At 70.8% G+C, this 22,578-nt stretch carries 24 protein-coding genes; 16 read left to right on the forward strand and 8 right to left on the reverse strand.

All coding sequences use genetic code 11. The features are described 5' to 3' along the window. The 5 genes from OZN99_RS04685 to OZN99_RS04705 all read left to right on the forward strand — a co-directional run. Positions 1 to 1,551 (forward strand): hypothetical protein (locus OZN99_RS04685; protein ID WP_333779718.1); only part of this gene is annotated, 1,551 nt, incomplete at its 5' end. Beyond that, complete coding sequence (locus OZN99_RS04690) at positions 1,551 to 2,384, forward strand: FAS1-like dehydratase domain-containing protein (RefSeq protein WP_270934018.1); 834 nt, start codon at positions 1,551 to 1,553, stop codon at positions 2,382 to 2,384. The genes OZN99_RS04685 and OZN99_RS04690, both read left to right, overlap by 1 nt. Continuing rightward, complete coding sequence (locus OZN99_RS04695) at positions 2,377 to 3,336, forward strand: DMT family transporter (protein WP_270934019.1); 960 nt, start codon at positions 2,377 to 2,379, stop codon at positions 3,334 to 3,336. The genes OZN99_RS04690 and OZN99_RS04695 overlap by 8 nt, the downstream gene beginning before the upstream one ends. Then, positions 3,337 to 4,251: a DMT family transporter gene (locus OZN99_RS04700; RefSeq protein ID WP_270934020.1), complete on the forward strand. Its 915-nt coding sequence runs from the start codon at positions 3,337 to 3,339 to the stop codon at positions 4,249 to 4,251. It abuts the gene before it with no gap. A 40-nt stretch (positions 4,252 to 4,291) separates the two neighbouring features. Beyond that, a complete protein-coding gene (locus tag OZN99_RS04705; RefSeq protein WP_270934021.1) occupies positions 4,292 to 5,176 on the forward strand; it encodes an MBL fold metallo-hydrolase in 885 nt (294 codons plus the stop codon). Positions 5,177 to 5,179: 3 nt separating this feature from the next. On the opposite strand, the gene OZN99_RS04710 is transcribed toward OZN99_RS04705, so the two are convergent. The 5 genes from OZN99_RS04710 to OZN99_RS04730 are packed head-to-tail and all read right to left on the reverse strand — an operon-like array spanning position 5,180 to position 10,805. Next, on the reverse strand, positions 5,180 to 5,884 hold the full coding sequence (locus tag OZN99_RS04710) for an NUDIX hydrolase (protein ID WP_270934022.1): 705 nt from the start codon (positions 5,882 to 5,884) through the stop codon (positions 5,180 to 5,182). Next, complete coding sequence (locus tag OZN99_RS04715) at positions 5,877 to 6,686, reverse strand: nitroreductase family protein (protein WP_270934023.1); 810 nt, start codon at positions 6,684 to 6,686, stop codon at positions 5,877 to 5,879. Before OZN99_RS04715 ends, OZN99_RS04710 begins: the two co-directional genes overlap by 8 nt. A gap of 17 nt (positions 6,687 to 6,703) precedes the next feature. Continuing rightward, positions 6,704 to 8,746: an acetate--CoA ligase family protein gene (locus tag OZN99_RS04720; RefSeq protein WP_270934024.1), complete on the reverse strand. Its 2,043-nt coding sequence runs from the start codon at positions 8,744 to 8,746 to the stop codon at positions 6,704 to 6,706. After that, the gene (locus OZN99_RS04725) at positions 8,743 to 9,894 is read right to left on the reverse strand and encodes an acyl-CoA dehydrogenase family protein (RefSeq protein WP_270934025.1); all 1,152 of its coding nucleotides are present in this window, start codon (positions 9,892 to 9,894) and stop codon (positions 8,743 to 8,745) included. The genes OZN99_RS04720 and OZN99_RS04725 overlap by 4 nt, the downstream gene beginning before the upstream one ends. Next, the gene (locus OZN99_RS04730) at positions 9,894 to 10,805 is read right to left on the reverse strand and encodes an SDR family oxidoreductase (RefSeq protein ID WP_270934026.1); all 912 of its coding nucleotides are present in this window, start codon (positions 10,803 to 10,805) and stop codon (positions 9,894 to 9,896) included. The genes OZN99_RS04725 and OZN99_RS04730 overlap by 1 nt, the downstream gene beginning before the upstream one ends. Positions 10,806 to 10,992: 187 nt before the next feature. Between OZN99_RS04730 and OZN99_RS04735 the strand changes: the two genes are divergently transcribed. From OZN99_RS04735 to OZN99_RS04745, 3 genes are read left to right on the forward strand one after another with little or no spacing between them, the layout of a single operon-like run. Beyond that, positions 10,993 to 11,760: an ABC transporter ATP-binding protein gene (locus OZN99_RS04735; protein WP_270934027.1), complete on the forward strand. Its 768-nt coding sequence runs from the start codon at positions 10,993 to 10,995 to the stop codon at positions 11,758 to 11,760. Next, positions 11,750 to 12,514: an ABC transporter permease gene (locus OZN99_RS04740; protein WP_270934028.1), complete on the forward strand. Its 765-nt coding sequence runs from the start codon at positions 11,750 to 11,752 to the stop codon at positions 12,512 to 12,514. Before OZN99_RS04735 ends, OZN99_RS04740 begins: the two co-directional genes overlap by 11 nt. A gap of 20 nt (positions 12,515 to 12,534) precedes the next feature. Continuing rightward, entirely contained in the window at positions 12,535 to 13,503 is a 969-nt protein-coding gene (locus OZN99_RS04745) for an ABC transporter substrate-binding protein (protein ID WP_270934029.1), read from the forward strand. Positions 13,504 to 13,567: 64 nt separating this feature from the next. On the opposite strand, the gene OZN99_RS04750 is transcribed toward OZN99_RS04745, so the two are convergent. After that, positions 13,568 to 14,455 (reverse strand): alpha/beta fold hydrolase, encoded by an 888-nt coding sequence (locus OZN99_RS04750; RefSeq protein WP_270934030.1) that lies wholly within the window; start codon positions 14,453 to 14,455, stop codon positions 13,568 to 13,570. 150 nt (positions 14,456 to 14,605) lie between these two features. On the opposite strand from OZN99_RS04750, the gene OZN99_RS04755 reads away from it, so the two are divergent. From OZN99_RS04755 to OZN99_RS04790, 8 genes are read left to right on the forward strand one after another with little or no spacing between them, the layout of a single operon-like run. Further along, entirely contained in the window at positions 14,606 to 15,058 is a 453-nt protein-coding gene (locus OZN99_RS04755) for an SUF system Fe-S cluster assembly regulator (RefSeq protein WP_270934031.1), read from the forward strand. 9 nt (positions 15,059 to 15,067) lie between these two features. Further along, positions 15,068 to 16,567, forward strand: coding sequence for a Fe-S cluster assembly protein SufB (gene sufB / locus OZN99_RS04760; RefSeq protein WP_270934032.1), 1,500 nt, complete (start codon positions 15,068 to 15,070; stop codon positions 16,565 to 16,567). A gap of 1 nt (position 16,568) precedes the next feature. Next, the gene (gene sufC, locus OZN99_RS04765; RefSeq protein ID WP_270934033.1) at positions 16,569 to 17,315 is read left to right on the forward strand and encodes a Fe-S cluster assembly ATPase SufC; all 747 of its coding nucleotides are present in this window, start codon (positions 16,569 to 16,571) and stop codon (positions 17,313 to 17,315) included. After that, entirely contained in the window at positions 17,312 to 18,622 is a 1,311-nt protein-coding gene (gene sufD / locus OZN99_RS04770) for a Fe-S cluster assembly protein SufD (RefSeq protein WP_270934034.1), read from the forward strand. Before sufC ends, sufD begins: the two co-directional genes overlap by 4 nt. Continuing rightward, the gene (locus OZN99_RS04775) at positions 18,622 to 19,866 is read left to right on the forward strand and encodes an aminotransferase class V-fold PLP-dependent enzyme (RefSeq protein WP_270934045.1); all 1,245 of its coding nucleotides are present in this window, start codon (positions 18,622 to 18,624) and stop codon (positions 19,864 to 19,866) included. The genes sufD and OZN99_RS04775 overlap by 1 nt, the downstream gene beginning before the upstream one ends. Further along, positions 19,863 to 20,339, forward strand: coding sequence for a Fe-S cluster assembly sulfur transfer protein SufU (gene sufU / locus OZN99_RS04780; RefSeq protein WP_456299869.1), 477 nt, complete (start codon positions 19,863 to 19,865; stop codon positions 20,337 to 20,339). Before OZN99_RS04775 ends, sufU begins: the two co-directional genes overlap by 4 nt. After that, a complete protein-coding gene (locus tag OZN99_RS04785) occupies positions 20,332 to 20,727 on the forward strand; it encodes an SUF system Fe-S cluster assembly protein (RefSeq protein WP_408611806.1) in 396 nt (131 codons plus the stop codon). Before sufU ends, OZN99_RS04785 begins: the two co-directional genes overlap by 8 nt. Before the next feature lie 16 nt (positions 20,728 to 20,743). Then, the gene (locus tag OZN99_RS04790) at positions 20,744 to 21,115 is read left to right on the forward strand and encodes a HesB/IscA family protein (RefSeq protein ID WP_270934035.1); all 372 of its coding nucleotides are present in this window, start codon (positions 20,744 to 20,746) and stop codon (positions 21,113 to 21,115) included. A 160-nt stretch (positions 21,116 to 21,275) separates the two neighbouring features. Here the strand turns inward: OZN99_RS04790 and OZN99_RS04795 are convergent, their stop codons facing one another. Both OZN99_RS04795 and OZN99_RS04800 read right to left on the reverse strand, forming a co-directional pair. Next, positions 21,276 to 22,271 carry a Bug family tripartite tricarboxylate transporter substrate binding protein gene (locus tag OZN99_RS04795; protein ID WP_270934036.1) on the reverse strand — a complete coding sequence of 332 codons (996 nt, stop codon included), beginning with the start codon at positions 22,269 to 22,271 and terminating at the stop codon, positions 21,276 to 21,278. An 80-nt stretch (positions 22,272 to 22,351) separates the two neighbouring features. After that, positions 22,352 to 22,546, reverse strand: coding sequence for a KGG domain-containing protein (locus tag OZN99_RS04800; RefSeq protein ID WP_270934037.1), 195 nt, complete (start codon positions 22,544 to 22,546; stop codon positions 22,352 to 22,354). Between the last annotated feature and the right edge of the window lie 32 nt (positions 22,547 to 22,578).

The following is a 22,578-nucleotide window of genomic DNA, read 5'->3' on the forward strand; positions in this document are numbered from 1 at the left end:
GGCCCGCCGCTCGCCGCCAGCCTGGCGCTGCCGGCGATGCGCGTCCGCGCGCTGCGCGCCCTGGCGCTGGCGCCCGCCGCGGCCTTCCTGCTGATGGTGCTGGCGCCGCCGCTCAACCACGACGTCGCCGCCATCCTGAACTTCGCCGAGCGCTGGGTGGGCGGCGAGCGGCTGTATCGCGACCTGATCGACGTCAATCCGCCGCTGGTCTTCGTGCTGACGGCCGTGCCGGCGCTGCTGGCCAAGTGGACCCCGCTGTCCGGCGTGCAGGCCCTGCTGCTGTGCGTGCTGGGCTGCTGCGTGGCGGCCTGGCGGATGACGCTGCGGCTGCGGCAGGGGCGCGCCGAGGGCGCGGTGGAGCGCGCGGTGCTGGACGCGCTGGTGCCGCTGGCGATCCTGGTGCCGGCCTACGATGTCGGCCAGCGCGAGCACCTGATGGCGCTCTTCGCCATTCCCTATGCCTTCCTCGCCGCAAGGCGGATCGAGGGGCTGCCCACCCCGCGCGGCCTGGCCTGGACGGTGACGCTGGCCGCCGCGCTAGGCTTCGCGCTGAAGCCGCATTTCCTGGCCGTGCCGCTGCTGGTGGAAGCGCTGGTGCTGCTGCGCCGCGGCCCGGCCGCGCTGCGGGACCCGCTGCCCTGGGGCATGGCGGCGCTGTGGCTGGCCTACCTGGGCAGCATCCCGCTGCTGCTGCCCGCCTATTTCGACTTCGTCGTGCCGCTTGTGATGGGCTTCTACATCGGCACTGGCGGCTTCGGCCTGTTCGACGTGCTGCTGGGCGAGAAGCTGGGGGCTGCGCTGGCGCTGCTGCTCGTCCTCGTCCCCTTCGCGGTACGGCGCGCGGCAGGGACGCCGGCGCAGGCGCTGCTGGCGGTGGCGGTGGGCGGTTTCCTCTCCGCCTGGGTGCAGCACAAGGGCTGGACCTACCATGTCGTGCCGATGGCCATGGCCAGCACGCTGCTGACCGGTATCCTCGCCGCCCGCTGGCTGGACGCCACGCTGCCCTCCGGCCGCGCGGAAGCCGCCGCGCCGGGCATTGCGGTGGCCGCGGCGGTCGCGGTCGCGATGCTGCATCTGCGGGGCGAGAGCCCCTGGCGGCAGATCTGGTATGCCACGCTGCGCGACGGACAACTGGCCGCCACGCTGCGCCGCGAAGTGGCGGGCGAGCGGCTGCTGGTGCTCTCGCCCGACATCTACCCGGTCTATCCTGCGCTGAACTACGCCCGCGCCCGGTCCACGCTGCGCACCATGAACCTCTGGCTGCTGGTCGGCGCCTATCCCGATTGCCCCGAAGGCGCGCCGCGCTACCGCGAGACCTGGGAGATGAGCCGGCCGGAATTCCTGGTCTACCGCACCGTCGCGGAGGATTTCGCGCGCGCCCCGCCGGCCGGCGTGCTGGTCGCGAAGAGCCCGGGCATCCCGCGCTGCGGCGCCGAGGATTTCGACCCCATCGCCTACTTCGCCCGCCATCCGGCTTTCGAGGGCACCTGGCGGCGCTACACCCGCATCGTCCACATGGACAACTACCTGCTCTACCTGCGCGAGGATTGATGAGCCACGAGGCGTATGTCGGCCGATCGGAAACGCGGGACGACCGGCTGGATGCCCGGCTGCTGCGCGGCCTGGCGGCGACGCTGGGCGTCGCCCCGCCGGCGGCGCTGCCGCCGCTCTGGCACTGGATGCTGTTCCAGGACTGGGTGGAGCCTGGCCTGGTGGGCCCGGACGGTCATCCGAAGCGCGGCGGCTTCCTGCCGCCGGTGCACGACCTGCCGCGCCGCATGTGGGCGGGCGGCCGCGTGACCTTCCACGCCGCGCCGCTGCGTGAGGGGGATGCGGTGCGCCGCACCAGCACCATCCTCTCCGTCACCGAGAAGGCCGGCGGCACCGGCCGGCTGGTCTTCGTCACCGTGAAGCACGTGGTCGAGGGTCCGGCCGGCGTCGCGCTGGAGGAGGAGCAGGACATCGTCTATCGCGGCACCGAGGGCGCCGCCGTGAAGGCCGCGCCGGCCGCGGCGGACTGGCCGGGCGCGACGCGGCGCGTCCTGGTGCCGGACCCCGTGATGCTGTTCCGCTACTCCGCGCTGACCGGCAACGGCCACCGCATCCACTACGACCACCCCTACGTCACCGGCGTGGAGGGCTACCCCGGCCTCGTCGTGCACGGCCCGCTGCAGGCGACGCTGCTCGCCGCCCTGGCGCTGGAGGCCGCGCCAGGCCACGCGCTGCGCCGCTTCGCCTTCCGCGGCAGGCGCCCCTGCTTCGACGGGCGGCCGCTGACGCTGCTGGCGCGTCGCGATGGCGACGCGGTCGCGCTGGAAAGCCGCGACGAGAGCGGCGCGACCTGCATGGAGGCCTCGGCCGAGCTGGGTCCGGCCGGTGCCTGAGGGCGCCGGCAGGACGCTTCCGCTTCGGCAGGACACCCTGCGCGGCATCGCCGTGATCACCCTGGGCTACGCGGTGATCTCGCTGGCCGATTCCACCGTGAAATGGGCGCTGCCCGAGGTCGGCGTCGCCATGGCGATGATCTGGCGCGGCGTCTTCGGCATGCTGGTGATCGCGCTGCTGGTCCGCGGCCGCGGGCTGGTGCCGCGCCGCCTGCCGCTGCTCGGCCTGCGGTCCACGCTGCATTGCCTGGTCACCGTCGCCTTCTACCTGGCCTGGTTCAACGGCGTGCCGCTGGCCGACACCTACGCGCTGAACGCGGTGGCGCCGCTGGCGATGACGCTGCTGGCCATCCCGATGCTGGGCGAGAAGGTCGGCTGGCGGCGCATGACCAGCACCGCGGTCGGCTTCACCGGCGTGCTGATCATGCTGCAGCCCGGCGGCGACCTGTGGCGCTGGGAGGCCGGGATGCTGCTGGCCTCCACCGTCCTGCTGGCCGTCACCCGCATCTGGACCCGCGTGCTGGCGGCGACCGACACGCCGCAGGCGATCGCCTTCTGGCTGCTGTTCGCGCATGTGCCGATGGGCCTGCTGCTGCTGCCCGCCTTCCCGCCGCCCGGACCGCTGCTGCCGGGCTGGGACGTGGTCGCGGCGCTGGCGCTGTTCGGTCTGGCGAATGGCTGCGCGCATTTCCTCTTCGCGCGCGCCTTCGCCATCGCGCCGGTCTCCGTGCTCGCGCCCTTCGAATACACGACGCTGCTGTGGGGCGGGCTGCTGGGTTTCGCGATCTGGGCGGAGGTGCCGTCCTGGCTGACGGTCGCGGGCGCGCTGCTGGTCTGCGCAGCGGGGCTCTACAACCTGCACCGGGAACGCGTGCGGCGCACGGAGGAAAGGCGCCGGCCCGTCCCGCTCGCCGGCGCGCCGCGCGCGAGCGGGTCCGCGGAGCGCGCCTAGGTGCCGCTGCGGCACGACATTCGGCGCGGCGCACTGTTCATGCTGGGCGCCTGCGCGCTGTTCACGCTGATGAGCAGCCTGGTGAAGTCACTCGGCGACCGGATCCCCTTCCTCGAGCAGATGTTCTTCCGCACCGCCCTGGCCATGCCCGTGGTGCTGGTGATCGTGCTGCGCATCACCGGCGGCCACGGCGTCGCCGGGGTTCTGCGCACGAAGCGATTCCCCGGTCACCTGATGCGCGCCTGCACCGGCACCATGGCGATGGGCTGCTCCTTCTACGCGCTGACGCTGCTGCCGCTGGCCGAGCACACCGCGCTGACCAACACCACGCCGATCTTCGCCACCCTGTTGGCCATTCCCCTGCTGGGCGAGCGTGTCGGCATCCACCGCAGCGCCGCCGTGCTGGTCGGCTTCGCCGGCATCCTGGTGATCGCGGTCTCGCAGGGGGCCTTCTCCGCCGGCCTCAGCGGGACGGGCACGACCGGACTGATCGCGGCGGTGCTGCACGGCGTCTTCTCGGCCGGAACGACGCTGCTGGTGCGGTCACTGTCGGCGACGGAATCCTCGACAACCATCGTGATGTGGCAGTCGCTGCTGATGACCGGCATCATCGCGACGACGCTGCCCTTCGTCTGGGTGGCACCGGGCTGGCACGACCTGATGATCCTGCTGATGATCGGCGTGCTGGGCGGCGTCGCGCAGGTGATGATGACGGAGGCCTGGAGCAGCGCACAGGTCTCCGCGCTGGCACCCTATTCCTATTCCTCGCTGCTCTGGGCGATCCTGTTCGGCTGGATCGGCTTCGGCGACGTGCCGGGCCTGGCCACGCTGGCTGGCGCGGCGCTGATCGTCGCGGCGAGCCTCTATATCCTGCATCGCGAGATCGTCGTTGCGCGCAGGCGCGTGCGCGAATGAGAGCGACGGCGCGCGCGGGAATAAGGAACAGGGGTCACGGATGAGCATACCCTTCCGGCGCGACGATACGCTGCAGCCTGGTGTGGTGGAGAACGTCACGCACGGCGTGCGCCGCATCCTCTGCGCCAATCCCGGTCCCTTCACTTTCCGCGGAACGAACACCTATCTGATCGGCCGTGGCGAGGTGGCGGTACTGGATCCCGGGCCCGAAGATGCCGCGCATCTGGCGGCGATCCTTCGCGCGACGCAGGGCGAGCGGATCACCCGCATACTGGTCAGCCACACGCATCGCGACCACTCGCCCGGCGTCGCCGCGCTGGCCGCGGCCACGGGCGCGCGGAGCTTCGGCTTCGGCCCGCACCTGACCGCGCCGGATGCCGGCGGCGAGGGCGGCGACCACGCCTTCCGGCCCGATGTGACGCTGCCCGACGGCGCGGCGGTGGAAGACGGCGACTGGCGCGTGACGGCGCTGCACACGCCCGGCCATTGCGCCAACCATCTCTGCTTCGCGCTGGAGACGGAGCGCGAGCGCGGCGTGCTGTTCAGCGCCGACCACGTGATGAGCTGGTCCACCAGCGTCGTCAGCCCGCCGGATGGCGACATGGCCGCCTACATGGCCTCCCTCGCGAAGCTCGCCGCGCGCGACGACCGGCTCTACCTGCCGGGCCACGGCCCGCCGCTGCCCGACCCTTCGCCGTTCGTGGCCGCGCTGGCAGCGCACCGCCTGGAGCGCGAGGCGAAAGTGCTCGACGCGCTGCGCGCCGCCCGCCGCGCCACGGCGCGGGAGCTGGTGCCGCCGGTCTATGGGCCCGAGCTTGATCCGCGCCTGGTGAACGGCGCGGCGCGCAGCCTGCTGGCGCACCTGATCAAGCTGGCAGCGGAGGGCGCGGCCCTGCGCGACGGCGACAGCTTCGAGGCGGCGTAGCGCCTATTCGTCACTCATCCGGTTGTCGTTGCCGCGGAAGACGATCTTCGGCAGCCTGTGACGCTCGGCCGCCGGTACGTCGAGCCAGGCAGCGAACTCGCCCAGCATCTTGCGGGTGATGTCCGCGAGCTGCGCGTCCAGCGCCTTCGACAGCGGATACCAGCCGAGTTTCTCGAGCTCGCCGGAGCCGCCGATCTCGCCGCTGGTGCGCTCCGCCGGCGCGAGCAGGAAGCGCGCGTTGAAGCGCATTGCGCGCGATGCCGGCGTCACGGCGCGGCAGAGATAGTCCAGTGTGGCGAGGTCGGCCAGCAGACGCTCGCCCTTCCGCTCGCCGAGTAGCAGCCCGGTCTCCTCGAACAGCTCCCGCACCGCCGCCACGCCCAGCGCGCGGGCGAGCGACGGCGGCGCGCGATGGCGCAGCAGCGCCTCCGTTTCGGGCCGCAGCTCCGACAGCACCTTCACGCCATGATCGGCGCGGTCCACGCGGCCGCCGGGGAAGACCAGCACGCTCGGCATGAACCTGTGCTTGGCGTGGCGCATGCCCATCAGGATCTCGGGCTCCGCGCCGCGCGCCTGGCGCCAGACGATCAGGCTGGAGGCGTGCTTCGGCGTGACGGCTCGCTTGCCGGGCGCGCGCGGCGCGGCGCGCTTCAGGTCGCCGCCGCCCGGGTTGTCCGCGCCGCCGTCCGGCTTCGGTGCGTCAGTCAAGATGGATTCCCTTCGTGGCGAGCCAGGCGCGGAAATTCGCGCGCTCCGGCACGGAAAGCTGGCGCGCCGCATTCTCGCTCCACACGCATCCCTCTGGCTTCGGGCCGTGCACCTCCGGGTAGCGCGGCTTGCCGGGCGGGCGGAGCGCGTCGTACGCCGGCAGCGCCGCCGCCAGACCGCTGTCGTCGTAGCGTTCACGGTGAACGACGACCGAGGGCGGCAGCCGCGGCGAGGTGGCGTTGCGCGCCGCCGGGAATCCGAGCGTCAGCCCCGCCACCGGGAAGACGCCGTCCGGCAGGCCGAACAGCGATGCGACCAGGTCCAGGTGGTTGCGCACATAGGAGATCGGGCAGGTGCCGAGGCCCGCGGCCTCCGCCGCCATGATGCAGAAGCCCATGGCCAGCGCGGCATCCGCGCTGGCGTTGAGGAAGGTGTCCACGCTGTCGTTCGCATGGGCGCGCCCGTGCAGTGCACAGACCTGCCGGCCGCGGCGGATGTCGCCGCAGAACAGCAGCAGCACCGGTGCCTCCTTGATCCAGGGCATGGTGCCGATCGCGTCGGCGATGGCGGTGATCTTCGCCGCGTCGCGCGTGACCAGGATGGAGTACTGCTGCAGGTCGGACTTGGCGGGGGCGGATTGCGCGCCGGCCAGCACCGTGTCGAGCAGCGCGTCCGGCACCGCATCGGGCCGGTAGTGCCGCGTCACGCGGCGGTCCAGCAGCAGGGCCAGCGCGGGCGGGATCTCCGCCGGGGCGAAGGGCAGCGCGCCGTAGCGCGCACGAATCAGGGCTTCGGCGTCCATCCGCTCAGCGTGGCATGTCAGGCGCGGACGATCCAGGCATCGGCGACCGTCACGCCACAGCCTTCCGCATGCACGATCAGCGGGTTGACCTCGGCCTCCCGCACGGCGTCCAGCGCGGCGAGGCGGGAGACGGCGACGACGGCCCGTGCCAGCGCATCCAGGTCGCCGCGCGGCAGGTTGCGCCAGCCGGCAAGGGGGGCAAGCCCGCGCACCTCCGCGATCATCGCGCGGGCCTCGTCCTCGTCGAGGGGGGCGAGCCGGATCGCGACGTCGCGGTGAAGCTCCGCCAGCACGCCGCCGGCACCGAGCAGCACGACCGGTCCCACTTCCGGGTCGCGGCGGAAGCCGAGGATGACCTCGGCCAGGCCGCGCGCCATCGGCTGCACCAGGATGCCGCGCAGGCGCGCCGCCGGTGCGGCCTGCGCCACGCGCGCGCGGATCGCCGCGGCGGCTTCGCGCAAGGCCGCGCCGTCCGGGATGTTCAGCGCGAGGCCGCCGACTTCCGTCTTGTGGGCGATGTCCGGCGAGAGGACCTTGGCCGCCACGGGATAGCGCAGGCCAGCCGGCGGCTCGTCCCGCATCACGACGGCGTCCGAGGCCAGGCCGAGCGCGGCGAAGAGGGCGCGCGCATCGGCCTCGTCCGGCGCGTCGGGCAGAATCACGGCCGCGGCCGCCGCTTTGGCAACGTCGCGCGGCGCGCGCCAGGCGCAGAAGGCGGCAATGGCGTCCGCCGCGCCCTCCGGCGTGCGGAAGGCGGCGATGCCGGCCTCGGCCAGCAGGCGCAGCGAGGCCTCGGCCTGCGGGGCCAGGAATGCGGCGATCGGCTTGCCGGGCTGCTTCGCGGCTTCGACGATCCCGGCGACGGAGTCCTGCGGGCGGAACTGCGCCGAGCTGCCGATGACGGCGAGCGCCAGGTCGGTGTCCTCGGCGGTGCGCAGCGCATGCAGCGCAGCCATCACGCGGTCCGGCTTGGTGCCGGCGAGCGTCATGTCGAGCAGGCGCGCATGGGCCGACATTCCGGCGGCCGCCAGCTTCGCGGCCGCGGCGGCATCGGGCCGCTTCGCCTCGATCCCGCGCATGCCGAGGGCATCCACCGCCAGCGCGCCGCCGCCGCCCGTCGTCGTCATCACCCCGACGGCGCGGTACATGCGGGCGGGTGGGCGTCGGCCAGCGACAAGTGGCGGCAGTTCCAGCAGGGCTTCCAGCATCGTCACGCGCAGGATGCCATGCGCGCGGAAGAAGGCGTCGGCAGCGGCGTCCGTGCCCGCAAGCGCGCCGGTATGGCTGGCGGCGAGCTCTGCGCCGAAGGGGCTGCGACCGAGCTTCAGCGCGACGATCGGCTTGCCCAGCGCATGCGCCTTCCGCGCGGCGGCGGCGATCTGTTCGGGCGCGCGGATCGCCTCCATGAACAGGCAGACGACATCCACCTCCGGCTGGTCGAGCACCAGGGAGGCGATCTCACCCGTGGTCAGGTCGGCCTCGTTGCCGGTGCCGGCCAGGTGCGAGAAGCCGAGGCCCCGCGCCGCACCGCGCGACAGCAGCGCGCCCATCATGGAGCCGGATTGCGAGACCAGCGCGACGCGGCCCGCGGGGATGCTCTCCGCCTCGAAGGCGGCGTTGGTGGTGAGCGCGATGCGGGCCTGGGTGTTGACGATGCCCATCGAGTTCGGGCCGAGCAGCCGCATGCCGCCGGCCTTCGCCGCGGCGACCACGCGCGCCTGCAGGGCCGCACCCTCCGGCCCGGCTTCCGCGAAGCCGTCGGCCAGCACGCAGGCGACGGGGATGCCGCGCGCCGCGCAGGCGGCGACCTGCGCCTCCACCTGGTCCGTGCCAAGCAGGATGTAGGCGAAGTCGATGTCGCCCGGGATGTCGTCCAGCGAGGGAAAGGCGCGCTCGCCCAGCACTTCGGCCGCGCGCGGGTTCACCGGGAAGAGCTCGCCGGCGAAGCCGTGCTGCCGCAGGTAGCGTTGCGGCCGGGCGGTGAGGCGCGCCGCGTCGGCGGAGGCGCCGACCAGGGCGATGCGGCGCGGCGCGAGCAGCGCGTCGCCGAGCGCGTTCACTTCGCGTTGCGCTGCGGGAAGCTGCGCCCGAACACGCCCTCCGCGATGCGGTTCTTCATCATCTCCAGGCTGCCGCCGGCGATCATCCAGCCGCGCGTCTTGCGCACGCAGTACTCGATCAGCAGGTCCTGGCTGTAGCCCGTGCCGCCCATGACCTGCATGGCCTCGTTCGAAGCCATCCAGCCGGCCTGGTTGCAGGCATACTTGGCGATGGCGACCTGCTGGGCGTCCGGCAGCCCGTCCGCGGCGTTCACTGCCGCGCGGTAGAGCAGCAACTGCGCGGCATCCAGCGCAACGCGCATCTCCGCGAACTTCCACTGCAGGCCCTGGAACTCCATCAGCGCCTTGCCGAACTGCTTCCGCGTCTCCGCATGCGCCTTCGCCGACCGGAAACAATACTCGCCGAGCGCCAGCGCCCGCGTGGTGTTGCCGATGCGCTCGACGTTGAAGCCGGCGATCTGCTTGCGGAAGCCCCCCTCGCCCAGTAGCACGTTCTCGGACGGGATGAACACCTCGTCGAAATACAGCGAGCACCAGGTCTCGCCGTTCATGTAGCGGCTGGGCTTGCCGAGCCGGAAGCCGCGCATGCCGCGCTCGACCAGCACGCTGCCGATCCCGTTCACGCCGGGGCCGAAGCGGCAATAGACCACGAAGACGCCGGCATCCTCGGTGTTGGAGGTGAACACCTTGCCGCCGTTCAGGCGGTATCCGTCGCGGTCCCTGCTGGCGGTGGTCTTGAGGTCGGTGAGGGCGGAGCCGGCGTCGGGCTCGGTCATGCCGACCGCCGCGATGGTCTCGCCGCGCAGCAGCCTGCCGAAGAACCGCTCCTTCTGCTCCGGCGTCGCGTATTCGGCGAAGGTGCGGAAGGCGCCGAAATTGCCTGCCTGGAGGACGTCTGCGCTGCGCGGGCAGACGTAGGCGATCTGCTCCATCGCCAGCACCGCGTCGAACAGCGTGCCGCCCTGGCCGCCATCCGCCTCCGGCAGCATGATGCCGAACAGCCCGTTCTCCGCCATCAGCTTCGCGACGTCCCAGGGGAAGCGCTCGTCATGCGCGCGTTCCAGCGCGCCCTTTGCCAGATGCGCCTCGGCGAAGCGGCGCACGCTGTCCTGGAAGGCGAGCTGCTCCTCCGTCAGGCGGAAATCCATCAGACCGGGTCCCAGCAGAAGACGTCGCCGCTGCGGTCGAGCGGCAGGAAGGCGCTGCGCAGCGCGGGCATGGCCGTCTCGGCAATCGCCTCCGGCGTCCAGCCCTCGCCGCGATGCGTGCTGCGCACGGGGCGCGGCTGGGAGAAGACGAAGAGCTCGTTGTGCCGCGCGGCGAAGATCTGCCCGGTCACGTCCTTCGCCGCATCGGAGGCGAGGAAGACGGCCAGCGGCGCGTTCTTGTCCGGCGTCATCTGCTGCATCCGGGCGACACGCTTCTTCTCGGCTTCCGTCTCGGCGGGAATGGAACTGGTCATGCGGGACCAGGCGAAGGGCGCGATGCAGTTCGACCGCACGCCGAAGCGCTGCATGTCGAGCGCGATGGACTTGGACAGCGCCGCGATGCCGAGCTTGGCCGCGGCGTAGTTCGCCTGGCCGAAATTGCCGATCAGGCCGGAGGTGGAGGTCATGTGCACGAAGGCGCCGGAGCCCTGCTGGCGAAAATGCTCGGCGGCGGCGCGGGAGACGTAGAAGGACCCGTTCAGGTGCACGTCGATCACGGCCTTCCAGTCCTCCACGCTCATCTTGTGGAAGATCTGGTCGCGCAGGATGCCCGCGTTGTTGACCACGATGTCGATGCGGCCGAAGGCGTCCAGCGCCGCCTGCACGATGCGCTGCGCGCTGCCCCATTCCGCGACGCTGTCGGCGTTCGCCACCGCCTGGCCGCCGCGCTGAGCGATGATGGCGACGGTCTGCTCGCCGGGCGTGGTGCTGGTGGGGCCCTGCCCCGTCAGGCTCGCGCCGATGTCGTTCACCACGACCTTCGCGCCGGCGAGCGCCATCGCCAGCGCGATCTCGCGCCCGATGCCGCCGCCCGCGCCGGTGACGACCGCCACCTTGCCTGCGAGCATCATGCGAACCGCCTCCCCTTGCGTCCTGCCCGCGATGCCCACCGGGGCTGCCGGCAGGCGCAGTGCTTGGGCAGGCTGCGCCGAAACAACAAGCACTCCGGTTCTAGTCCCGGGGTCCCGGCGCGTGAAGCCGGGTTGCCGGGGGCGGTGCGTGCACGTAAGTGTCTGATCAATAACCGGGGGGACCGGGATGGGATTCGTCGCCCTGGATGGGGTGGGCAAGGTCTTCCGCGGCCGGACCGGCGCGTGGGAGGCTGTCCGCGACTTCACGCTCTCGCTAGATGAGGGCGAGTTTTTCTGCCTGCTCGGGACCTCTGGCTGCGGCAAGACCACGGTGCTCAACATGCTGGCGGGGTTCGAGGCGCCGACCAGCGGACGCATCATGCTGGACGGCAGGCCGGTGAGCGGCCCCGGGGCCGATCGCGGCGTGGTGTTCCAGGGGCATGACAGCCTCTATGACTGGCTGACTGCGCTGGACAACATCGCCTTCGGCCTGCGCCTGCGCGGCACGCCGAAGGCCGAGCGGCGGGCCACGGCGGAGCGCTTCCTGAAAATGGTCGGCCTGGCCGGGCAGGGCGCGAAGCACCCTTCGGAGCTTTCCGGCGGGATGAAGCAGCGTATCCAGATCGCCCGCGCGCTGGCCAACGATCCGCGCATCCTGCTGATGGACGAGCCCTTCGGTGCGCTGGACGCGATGACGCGCGCGGTGCTGCAGGGCGAGCTCTCCCGCATCTGGGCGGAGACCCGGAAGACGGTGCTGTTCATCACCCACGACCTCGAGGAGGCCGTTGCGCTCGCCACCCGTATCGGCGTGATGAAGCGCGGGCCGGGCGGGACGCTGAAGGCCGTGGTGCCGGTCGACCTTCCCTTCCCGCGCGACAGGACCTCCGACGGCTTCATGCGCGTCTTCCGCGAGGTGCACGCGCTGATCCATGAGGAGATCCACGGTGCTCACTAGCCGCGCGGCGACCATCGCCGGCTATGTCGCCGGCTTCGCGCTGCTGTTCCTGGTCTGGCACCTGGCCTCGGTCTTCCTGGTGCGCTCCGTGCTGTTCCCCTCGCCCTGGCCGGTCTTCGAACGCGCCTGGGTGCTGATCGAGGACAGCATCCTGCAGGAGCAGATCCTGGCTTCCATGCGCCGCATCCTGCAGGGCTTCCTGCTCGGCAGCCTGATCGGCATCCCCATCGGGCTCGCCATCGGCAGCTTCCGGCCGGTACGGCTGCTGCTGGAGCCATGGACGGAGTTCTTCCGCTTCATCCCGGCGGTCGCGATGATCACGGTGGCCGTGATTTGGTTCGGCATCGGGGAAGAGAGCAAGGTCTTCCTGATCGCCTACACCACCGTCTTCGTCGTCATCATCAGCACCGCCGCCGGCGTCGGCGCGGTGGGCCGGGACAAGATCCGCGCGGCGCAATCGATGGGCGCCAGCCAGCTGCAGATCTTCGCGCTCGTCGCTCTGCCGGCCACGGTGCCCTACATCCTGACCGGCATGCGCGTGGCGATGGCGAACGCCTTCGTGACGATCGTGGCGGCGGAGCTCGTCGCCTCCAATGACGGGCTGGGCAAGATGCTGTGGGACGCGCGGCTGTTCATGCAGATCGAGGACATCTTTGTCGCGCTGATCTCGCTCGGCCTGCTGGGCTTCGCCACGGACCGTGTCTTCCGCCTGCTGATCCGCGCCTTCGCAGGACGCTTCAACCCGACCATGTGACCGATAGGGAGAACACGAGAATGCTTCGCCGCCACCTCCTCGCCAATGCAGCGGCCCTTGGCGCCGCCGCCGCGCTGCCGCTGCCCGCCTTCGCCCAGGGCGCGCCGATCCGCATGACCATCGCGACCGGCGTCGATCCCTCCTTCGCGCCCTACTACGTCGCCCGCGAAGGCGGGTTCTTCCAGCGCAATGGGCTCGACGTGACGGTCAACACCGGCCCGTCGGGGTCGGCGATGATCGCCTTCCTGGTCGGCAACCAGATCAACTCCGCCTATGGCGCGGAGCAGGCCGGCGTCTCCGCCCATCTGGTGGACCCGAATGTGGTCGCGGTGGCGGAAGGCACGGCGCTGCTGCGCTGGATCAGCGTGCTCGGCCGCAACGTCGCCTCGATGGACGAGCTGAAGGGCAAGCGCGTCGGCGTGGCGCGCGGCACCGGCAGCGAGACCTTCTGGCTCTCGGTCGTCTCCAGGCTGAACCTCAACCCGGCCGACTACACCATCGTGAATGTCGAGGCGCCGGAGATGGTCGCCGCGCTGGAACGCGGCAACATCGACGCCTTCGCGGTGTGGGAGCCCTGGCCGACGCGCGCCATGCGCGCCATTCCCAACACGCGCATCCTGCTGAGCAACGAGCAGATCCAGATCGTCCGCAACTTCGTCTACATGAACAAGGGCTGGGCGGAGCAGAACCAGGACGCGACGCAGCGGCTGATGCGCAGCCTGATCCAGGCGCAGGAGTTCATCGCCGCCAATCCGGCCGAGGCCGCCGCGCAGGTCGCCCGCTTCCTCCGCCAGGACCGCGCCTTCATCGCGGAGCTGATGACGAAGGTCGAGTACAAGATGAACCTGACGTCGGACAGCGTGGCGAACATCCAGCTGGCGATCGACCAGCTGCGCGGGATGAACCGCCTTTCGCGCGAGGTGACGCCGGCGCAGGTGATCTGGAGCGCGCCGCTGCAGCAGGTGGCGCCGGACCGCGTGCGGATCTGACGCGTCGAGGCCCTCCCCCGACCGGCGGGGGAGGGCGAAGCACAACGGCGGAGGAGCGGCGGCCCTACTTCTCCGCCGCCGCGATGATCCCGCCTGCCAGGCTCGCCGGGATGCGGTTGCGCCAGGTCCCGCCATCCACCTGGGTCACGAAGTCCAGCACGGCGCGGTTGAAGGCGTCCGGATCCTCCAGGTTCATGGTGTGGCCGCATTTCGGCATCACCAGCAGAGCGGAACTGCTGATGGTGCGCTTCAGGTAGATGCTCGCCTCCAGCGTGGGGTCGTCCTCGTCGCCGGCGATCACCAGCGTCGGCACGGTCATCCTCGCGAAGCCGTCCTTCAGGTCGAACAGGTTCGGCCGGCGGCGCTGCACGCCGTTCATGGTCAGCGCGGACCCTTCCGTGTTGTGCTCGCGCAGTTGCTGCTGGAACTCGGCATAGCCGCGCGGGTCCTTCTCCTCGAAGACCAGGCGCGTCGGGCCGCGGCTGTAGGTCAGCCCGAACCTGTCCATGCCCTCGGCCCGGATCCGCGCGATGGCGGCGTCGGTCTCGGCGTGGAACTGCGCCGTCTTGCCGGGCGCCGCGCCGTAGCCGACGCCGGCCGCCACCAGGCTCCGCGCCAGCTGCGGGTGCCGCAGGCCCAGATGCAGCGTGGCGAAGCCGCCCATGGACAGGCCGACCACATGGGCCTGGCCCAGCCCGAGACCGCTGATCACCGCGGCGATGTCGTCCGTCGCGCGGTCCTGGCTGTACTTCTCCGGGTCGGTCGGCACGTCGGAGGGCGGGTAGCCGCGGGCGCCGAAGGTGATGCAGCGGTAGCGGCGGGAGAAGAAGCGCATCTGCATCTCCCAGCTGCGATGGTCGCCCGCATATTCGTGGACGAAGACCATCGGCGTGCCGGAGCCCGCCTCCTCGTAGTAGAGACCCACCCCATCGTCGGTGCGGACCGTCGGCATCCTCGCCCCCTCGCGCTGCGCGGCCGCACCATGGCGGGGGCGACAGGGAGCGGCAAGTCGAGGGCGCCGGGCGCTTGACTTCCGGGGTCTCCGGGCGCATCTGCCAATCCGGACCAGTAAGGTCCGGTTTCCAACCCGGGGAGGGTCCGCGTGCTGCGGGTCTCCAAGCTCACCGATTATGCGGTGGTGGTGCTGAGCCGGCTGGAGGCGGAGGGGGGCGTGCAGACTGCGCCCGGCCTCGCTTCCGCCACGGGGCTCGGCGAGCCGACCGTCGCGAAGGTCCTCAAGATGCTGGCCCAGGCCGGCCTTGTCGAGGGGCTGCGCGGTGCGCGCGGCGGCTACCGCCTGACACGGCCGCTGGCGCAACTGCCGCTGTCCGAGGTGATCGTGGCCATCGACGGCCCGATCGCGCTGACCGCCTGCGTGGATGGCGGCTTCGGCCTGTGCGAGGCCGAGCATGTCTGCCCCGTCCGCGGCCGCTGGGACCCGGTGAATGCCGCGATCCGCGGCGCGCTCTCGGCCATCACCGTCGCCGAGATCGCCGCGCCGAAGGGCCTGGTGCCGACCCTGCCCCCTCCCGTTCCCGTGCTCGTCGCCGAGTAGGACAACAGAATGCCCGCCGTCACCGAGACGCTCGAGACCGTCCAGTCCGTCACCGACTCCGGCTACAAGTGGGGGTTCGAGACGGAGATCGAGATGGAGTTCGCCCCCAAGGGGCTGAACGAGGACATCGTCCGCTTCATCTCGCGCAAGAAGGACGAGCCCGCCTGGCTGCTCGACTGGCGCCTCAAGGCCTTCGCCATCTGGAAGAAGATGGAGGAGCCGACCTGGGCGGCGGTGAAGTATCCGCCGATCGACTACCAGGACAGCTACTACTATGCGGCGCCCGTGCAGAAGGCGAAGCCGAAGTCGCTGGACGAGGTGGACCCCGAGCTGCTGAAGACCTACGCCAAGCTGGGCATCCCGCTGAAGGAGCAGGCGATCCTGGCCGGCGTGGAGGGCGCGGGCGAGAGCCCCGCCGACAGTGGTCGCATGCCGATCGCCGTGGACGCGGTGTTCGACAGCGTCTCCGTCGCGACCTCCTACAAGGAGCGGCTGGCCAAGGACGGCATCATCTTCTGCTCGATCAGCGAGGCGGTGCACGAACACCCCGAACTGGTGCGTCAGTATCTTGGCTCCGTCGTGCCGCAGGGCGACAACTTCTACGCGGCGCTGAACAGCGCGGTCTTCACGGATGGCAGCTTCGTCTACATCCCGAAGGGCGTGCGCTGCCCGATGGAGCTGTCCACCTATTTCCGCATCAATGCGAAGAGCACCGGCCAGTTCGAGCGCACGCTGATCATCGCCGACGAGCGCAGCCACGTCTCCTACCTGGAAGGCTGCACGGCGCCGATGCGCGACGAGAACCAGCTGCATGCGGCGGTGGTGGAGCTGGTCGCGCTGGACGACGCGACCATCAAGTACAGCACGGTGCAGAACTGGTATCCTGGCGACGCCGAGGGCCGCGGCGGCATCTACAACTTCGTCACCAAGCGCGGCGCCTGCCGCGGCGCGCGCTCGAAGATCAGCTGGACGCAGGTGGAAACCGGCAGCGCCATCACCTGGAAGTATCCCTCCTGCATCCTGCAGGGCGACGACAGCGTGGGCGAGTTCTACAGCGTGGCGATCACCAACAACCGCCAGCAGGCCGATACGGGAACCAAGATGTTCCATATCGGGAAGAACACACGCAGCACGATCGTCTCGAAGGGCATCAGCGCGGGCAAGGGGCAGAACACCTACCGCGGCCTGGTGAAGATCAGCCCGAAGGCGCATGGCGCGCGCAACTTCACGCAGTGCGACAGCCTGCTGATCGGCGACCAGTGCGGCGCGCACACCGTGCCCTACATCGAGAACCGCTGCATGACGGCGAAGGTGGAGCACGAGGCGACCACCAGCCGCATCGCGGAGGACCAGCTCTTCTACTGCCGTCAGCGCGGACTGAACGAGGAGGAGGCCGTCGGCATGATCGTCAACGGCTTCGCGCGGGAGGTCCTGAAGGAGCTGCCGATGGAATTCGCGGTGGAAGCGCAGAAGCTTCTGCAGATCAGCCTTGAAGGATCGGTTGGCTAACATGCTCAAGATCGAGAACCTGCACGCCGCCGTCGATGGCAAGCCGATCCTGAACGGCCTCTCGCTGACCATCGCACCCGGCGAGGTGCATGCGGTGATGGGGCCGAACGGCTCGGGCAAGTCCACGCTGTCCTACGTGCTCGCCGGGCGCGAGGGCTACGAGGTCACCGAGGGCTCCGTCAGCTTCCACGGCCAGGACCTGCTGGCGATGGAGCCGGAGGAGCGTGCGGTGGCCGGCATGTTCCTGGCCTTCCAGGCGCCGGTCGAACTACCCGGCGTGGGCAACGCGAATTTCCTGCGCACCGCCCTGAATGCCGTCCGTCGCGCCCGCGGCGAGGCGGAGATGGACGCCATGCAGTTCCTCAAGCTCGCCCGCGCCCGCATGAAGGTGCTGAACATGCCGGAGGACATGCTGAAGCGGCCGGTCAATGTCGGCTTCTCCGGCGGCGAGAAGAAGCGCAACGAGATGCTGCAGCTTGCGATGCTGGCGCCGAAGTTTGCCGTGCTGGACGAGACCGACAGCGGGCTCGACATCGACGCGCTGAAGATGGTGGCGGATACGGTGAACAGCCTGCGCGGACCGGACTTCTCGGCTCTGGTCATCACCCACTACCAGCGCCTGCTGAACCACATCGTGCCGGACCGCGTGCACGTCCTCTCGGCGGGTCGCATCATCAAGTCCGGCGGGCCGGAGCTCGCGCAGGAGCTGGAAGCGTCGGGCTACGCCGGCGTCCAGGCCGCGGCATGACGGCGGTGGCCAGCACGGGTGCGGCTGCCTTCCTCGGCCGCTACGAAGGGCTGCGCACGCGACTGCCCGGTGCGCGTGTCGCCTGGGTGGAGGCGCTGCGTAATGGCGCGGCCGAGGCCTTCCGCGCCCAGGGCTTCCCGACCCGCCGCATGGAGGCATGGCGCTACACCGACCTCGCCTCCGTCGCCGGCGCCGTCTTCGGCGAGCCGCTGACTGGTGTGGAGGACGCAACCGAGATCCCGGCCGCGGCCGGCCCGCGCGCGGTCTTCATCGATGGCCGCTTCCGCCCCGACCTCTCGACGCTGGATGCGCTGCCCTATGCGGCGGACAGCCTCGCGCGGGTGCTGCCGACCCTCGATGGCCGCATCGGCACGATCGCGCGCCCCGCCGAGCAGCCCATGGCCGCGCTGAACACGATGCTGTTCGAGGACGGTCTGGTGGTGGACGTGCCAGCGGGCGTCGCGGGCGGGGTGCTGGAACTGCTGTCGCTCGCGACCGACAGCGAGCGCGCGCCCGCCTATCATCCGCGCCACCTGGTGCGGCTGGGTGCCGGCGCCAGCCTGACGCTGCTGGAGACCGCCGCCGGGCCGCAGGCCGCGCGCTACCTGCACAACCCCGTCTTCGAGATCGAGATCGCGGAGGGCGCGCGGCTGGCGCATGGCCGGCTGCAGCAGGAAGGGCGGGAGGGCGTGTTCCTCTCCACCGTCTATGCGCGCGTCGGCGCCGGCGGGGCCTATGACAACTTCACGCTGAACGCCGGCGCGCGGCTGGCGCGCAACGAGATCCACGTCGCGCTGACGGGGCCGAAGGCCGAGGCGCACATGAACGGCGTGCAGCTGGTCGGCGACGGCCAGCACGCGGACACCACGACCACGCTGGATCACGCGGCACCGGATTGCAGCAGCCGCCAGACCTACAAGACGGTGCTGGCCGGCCGCTCACGCGGGGTGTTCCAGGGCAAGATCCACGTCCACCAGGTCGCCCAGAAGACCGACGGCTACCAGATGAACCAGGCCCTGCTGCTGAGCCCGGAAGCCGAGATCGACAGCAAGCCGCAGCTCGAGATCTACGCCGACGACGTGAAGTGCAGCCACGGTGCGACCGTGGGCGAGCTGGATGCCGACCACCTGTTCTTCCTGCGCAGCCGCGGCATTCCCGAGGCGCAGGCCAAGGCCATCCTGGTCGAGGCCTTCCTGACGGAAGCCGTCGAGGCGGTGGCGGAGGAGCCGATCCGCGCGGCGCTGACCCGCGGCGTCGCCGGCTGGTGGCAGCGCCAGGGCGTCGCCGGCGGCATCGAGGAGGCATGATGGACACGCATGTCGCCGCGGTTCCCCTGGATCTCGCGGCGATCCGCGCCGACTTCCCGATCCTGTCGGAACGGATCCGCGGCAAGCCCTTCACCTTCCTCGACAGCGGCGCCTCGGCGCAGAAGCCGCGGCAGGTGATTGGCGCGATGGTGCGCATGATGGAGACGGCCTACGCCAACGTCCATCGCGGCGCCTACCGCATGAGCGAGCAGGCGACCGAGGCCTACGAGGCGGCGCGCGGCGCCGTGGCGCGTTTCCTGAACGCCGGCGACGAGCGCGAGATCGTCTTCACCAAGTCCAGCACGGAAGCCATCAACCTCGTCGCGCACAGCTACGGCCGCGGGGTGATGAAGCCAGGCCAGGCGGTCGTCATCTCGGAGATGGAGCACCACGCGAACCTGGTGCCCTGGCAGATGCTGCGCGACGCGCACGGCATCGAGCTGCGCGTCTGCCGCGTGACCGATGCCGGCGAGCTCGACCTGGACGATCTGGCGGCGAAGCTGCGCGACGGCCGCGTCGGGCTGGTCGCCATCACGCACATGTCGAACGTCCTGGGCACCGTGACGCCGGCGGAGCGCATCGCGAGCATGGCGCATGAAGCCGGGGCGAAGGTTCTGTTCGACGGCAGCCAGGCCGCGGTGCACCGCCACGTGGACGTGCAGGCCCTCGACGCGGACTTCTACTGCTTCACCGGCCACAAGCTCTACGGTCCCACGGGCATCGGCGTCCTGTACGCCAAGGCCGAGCTGCTCAACGCCATGCCGCCCTTCCTCGGCGGCGGCGACATGATCTCCGAGGTGACCTTCGAGCGGTCGGTCTGGGCGCCGATCCCGGCGAAGTTTGAGGCCGGCACGCCGCCGATCGTGGAGGCCATCGGCCTGCACGCCGCGATCGACTACGTGACCGCCATCGGCATGAACGCGATCGAGGTGCATGAGCGCGCGCTGGTGGACCGCGCCATGGCGAAGCTGCCGCGGATTGAGGGCCTCACCCTGCTCGGCCGCGCGCAGGACCGCGGCGGCGTCTTCGCCTTCGCGCTCGACACTGCGCATGCGCATGACGTCGCGACGCTGCTGGACCGCGCCGGGATCGCCGTGCGGTCGGGCCGGCACTGCGCCGAGCCCCTGCACGCCCGCTTCAACGTCGAGAGCACCTGCCGCGCCTCCTTCGGTCTCTACACCACGCCGGAGGAGGTGGACCTGCTGGCCGAGGCGCTGACGCAGGCCCGCGAGTTCTTCCGATGAGCAACGACCTGTTCGGCGACCTGCGCGACCTCTACCAGGACGTCATCCTGGACCATGGCCGCAAGCCCAGGAACTTCCGCCGGCTGGACGACGCGACGCTGACCGCACGCGGCGACAACCCGATGTGCGGCGACCGGATGGAGCTGTTCCTGAAGACCGCACCCGACGGCGCGATCCAGGACGCCGCCTTCCAGGGCCGTGGCTGCGCCATCGCTATGGCCAGCGCGTCGCTGATGACGGAGACGGTGAAGGGCAAGACGCCGGCGCAGGCGAAGGAGATGGGCGAGAAGTTCCGTGCCCTCGCCATGACCGGCACCTGCCCGGATTGCGGCGCGGAGATCGCGGACGACATGGAACGCCTGGCGCCGCTCTCGGGCGTGCATGAATTCCCGTCCCGCGTGAAATGCGCGACGCTGGCCTGGCATACGCTGAACGCCGCGCTCGACGGCGCGAAGGAGGCGAGCAGTGAGTGAGACGCCCGACGCCCCCGTGACCACCAGCCCCGACCAGCCCGTGCATGGCGCCTGGACGCCGGAAGGCGCGACGCCGGCGCCGGTGCGCGTGAACGAGGATGCGGTGATCGCCGTCTGCAAGACGGTCTTCGATCCCGAGATCCCGGTGGACATCTACGAGCTCGGCCTGATCTACGCGATCGAGATCGCGGACGACGGGCATGTGAAGGTCGAGATGACCCTCACCACGCCGTCCTGCCCCTCGGCGCAGGAGTTGCCGGCGCAGGTGGAGGAAGCGGTGCGCGCCGTGCCCGGCGTGACCGACGTCACGGTGGAAGTCGTGTGGGATCCGCCGTGGGACCAGAGCCGGATGAGCGAGGATGCCCGCCTCGCCCTGAACATGTACTGACGGGAACGGTCGCACCATGAGCACCACCGCCGAAGCGCCTGCCCGCCCGAAGCGCGCCCTCCCGCCGCTGATGCAACTGTCCGATGCGGCCGCGGAGCGTCTGCGCGGCCTCTATGAGAAGGGCGAGCAGGGCAAGCTGCTGCGCATCTCCGTCAAGACGAAGGGCTGCTCCGGCCTCTCCTACGACCTGTCCTGGGTGGACGCCGCTGGTGCCGGGGACGAGACCGTGACGGACAAGGGCGTGACCGTGCTGGTGGACCGGAAGGCGACGCTGTTCCTGATCGGCACGGTGATGGACTACGAGGTGAAGCAGATGTCGGCCGGCTTCACCTTCACCAATCCGAACGAGAAGGGCCGCTGCGGCTGCGGCGAGAGCTTTCATGTTTAATGGCCTCAGGCGCCGGCGCGCGCTCCGCGCGCTTGGCTTGCGCGCCGACGCGCGGAGGCGTTGACGCCGGCGGGGGCGCCGCGCGCGGCGGCCATTCGGCCGCTCGGCCCGCGTGAAGAACGCGGGCCGCCCGTTCCGTTCCCGATCTCTTCGGGCTTCTCTACTCCAGCGTCGCGCCGCTCGCCTCGACGATGCGCTGCCAGACCTGTTCCTCGGACCTCATGTAGGCGCCAAAGGCCTCTGGCGTCTCGTCCCAGATCGGCTTGAAGCCCAGCGGCTGCAGACGCTCGCGGAAGTCGTCGGTGCGCACCACCTGCACGATCGCGCGGTGCAGCGTTGCGATGCGGTCGGCCGGCGTGCCGGCGGGTGCCGTCACGGCGTACCAGCTCTGCATGTCGATGCCGGCCTGCGGCATCAGCTCCCGCATGCCCGGCACGTTCTCCAGGCCCGGCACGTAGTCCACGCGGTCCGCGCTGCCGACCGCCAGCGCGCGGAAGCGGCCTTCCCGCACATGCGGCATCAGCGCGGGCATCACGTCGAACATCATGTCGATGCTGCCGGCGAGCAGGTCCGTGATGGCCGGTCCGCCGCCGCGATAGGGCACATGCGTGATGTCCACGCCCGCCGCGCGCGACACCGCGCTGATCGTCAGATGGCTGGCCGTGCCGGTGCCGGAGGAGCCCATCGTCACACGACCGGGGTTGCGGCGCGCGAACTCGATCAGCTCGCCGAAATTCTGCCAGGGCCGCTGGCTGTTCACCACCAGCAGCACCGTCCCGGTGGAGACACGCGTGATCGGCGCGAAGTCGCGGATCGGGTCGAAGGGCATGCCGCGGCGGAACAGGAACTTGTTCGCGGCCAAGATCGTCGCCGTGCCGAGCAGGATGGTGTGCCCGTCCTTCTCGGCCTTGGCGACCACGTCGGCACCCAGGTTGCCGCCGGCGCCGCCGCGGTTCTCCACCAGGAACTGCTGGCCCAGCAGGGGCTGCAGCTTCTCCGCCAGCAGGCGCCCGGTGATGTCCACCGCGCCGCCCGGCGCGAAGGGCACCACGATGCGGACCGGGCGGGACGGGAAGGCCTGCGCGGCGGCACCGCGCGGCGCCAGCGACGGCACCGCGAGGCTGGCGCCGAGCAGCAGGTGGCGACGTCGGATCAAGGTCGGTCTCCCGGGTTGCACCGTCCTGCGGCATGTGCCCGCGGCGGGCGAGTGAGGCAAGGGGGGAGACCGCTTGTCGCTCAGCCCTTCTCGCGCCGGGCCTCGCCGCCCTTCCGCCCGGCTTCCCGCGCGCGTTCGGGATCGTTGGCGAAGTTGTTGGGGTCCTTCTCCTTGCCGGCGCCGACCGTCTCCGGCTCCACGCCCTTCACGCCCTCCGCGCTGTCGTGCTGACCGCCGCTGTGGCCGCCTTCCTTGCGATTGTCCGTCTCGGCCATTCGCTCCTCCTCCTGCGGATGCGGGTTGGTCT

The organism is Falsiroseomonas oryzae (assembly GCF_027856955.1).
GTDB lineage: Bacteria > Pseudomonadota > Alphaproteobacteria > Acetobacterales > Acetobacteraceae > Falsiroseomonas > Falsiroseomonas oryzae.

Coding starts and splice junctions, on each gene's coding strand:
- OZN99_RS04690 (WP_270934018.1), top strand. CDS start 1,551: ATGAGCCACGAGGCGTATGTCGGCCGATCGGAAACGCGGGACGACCGG.
- OZN99_RS04705 (WP_270934021.1), top strand. CDS start 4,292: ATGAGCATACCCTTCCGGCGCGACGATACGCTGCAGCCTGGTGTGGTG.
- OZN99_RS04715 (WP_270934023.1), bottom strand. CDS start 6,686: ATGGACGCCGAAGCCCTGATTCGTGCGCGCTACGGCGCGCTGCCCTTC.
- OZN99_RS04725 (WP_270934025.1), bottom strand. CDS start 9,894: ATGGATTTCCGCCTGACGGAGGAGCAGCTCGCCTTCCAGGACAGCGTG.
- OZN99_RS04730 (WP_270934026.1), bottom strand. CDS start 10,805: ATGATGCTCGCAGGCAAGGTGGCGGTCGTCACCGGCGCGGGCGGCGGC.
- OZN99_RS04735 (WP_270934027.1), top strand. CDS start 10,993: ATGGGATTCGTCGCCCTGGATGGGGTGGGCAAGGTCTTCCGCGGCCGG.
- OZN99_RS04745 (WP_270934029.1), top strand. CDS start 12,535: ATGCTTCGCCGCCACCTCCTCGCCAATGCAGCGGCCCTTGGCGCCGCC.
- OZN99_RS04750 (WP_270934030.1), bottom strand. CDS start 14,455: ATGCCGACGGTCCGCACCGACGATGGGGTGGGTCTCTACTACGAGGAG.
- sufB (WP_270934032.1), top strand. CDS start 15,068: ATGCCCGCCGTCACCGAGACGCTCGAGACCGTCCAGTCCGTCACCGAC.
- sufC (WP_270934033.1), top strand. CDS start 16,569: ATGCTCAAGATCGAGAACCTGCACGCCGCCGTCGATGGCAAGCCGATC.
- sufD (WP_270934034.1), top strand. CDS start 17,312: ATGACGGCGGTGGCCAGCACGGGTGCGGCTGCCTTCCTCGGCCGCTAC.
- OZN99_RS04775 (WP_270934045.1), top strand. CDS start 18,622: ATGGACACGCATGTCGCCGCGGTTCCCCTGGATCTCGCGGCGATCCGC.
- sufU (WP_456299869.1), top strand. CDS start 19,863: ATGAGCAACGACCTGTTCGGCGACCTGCGCGACCTCTACCAGGACGTC.
- OZN99_RS04790 (WP_270934035.1), top strand. CDS start 20,744: ATGAGCACCACCGCCGAAGCGCCTGCCCGCCCGAAGCGCGCCCTCCCG.
- OZN99_RS04800 (WP_270934037.1), bottom strand. CDS start 22,546: ATGGCCGAGACGGACAATCGCAAGGAAGGCGGCCACAGCGGCGGTCAG.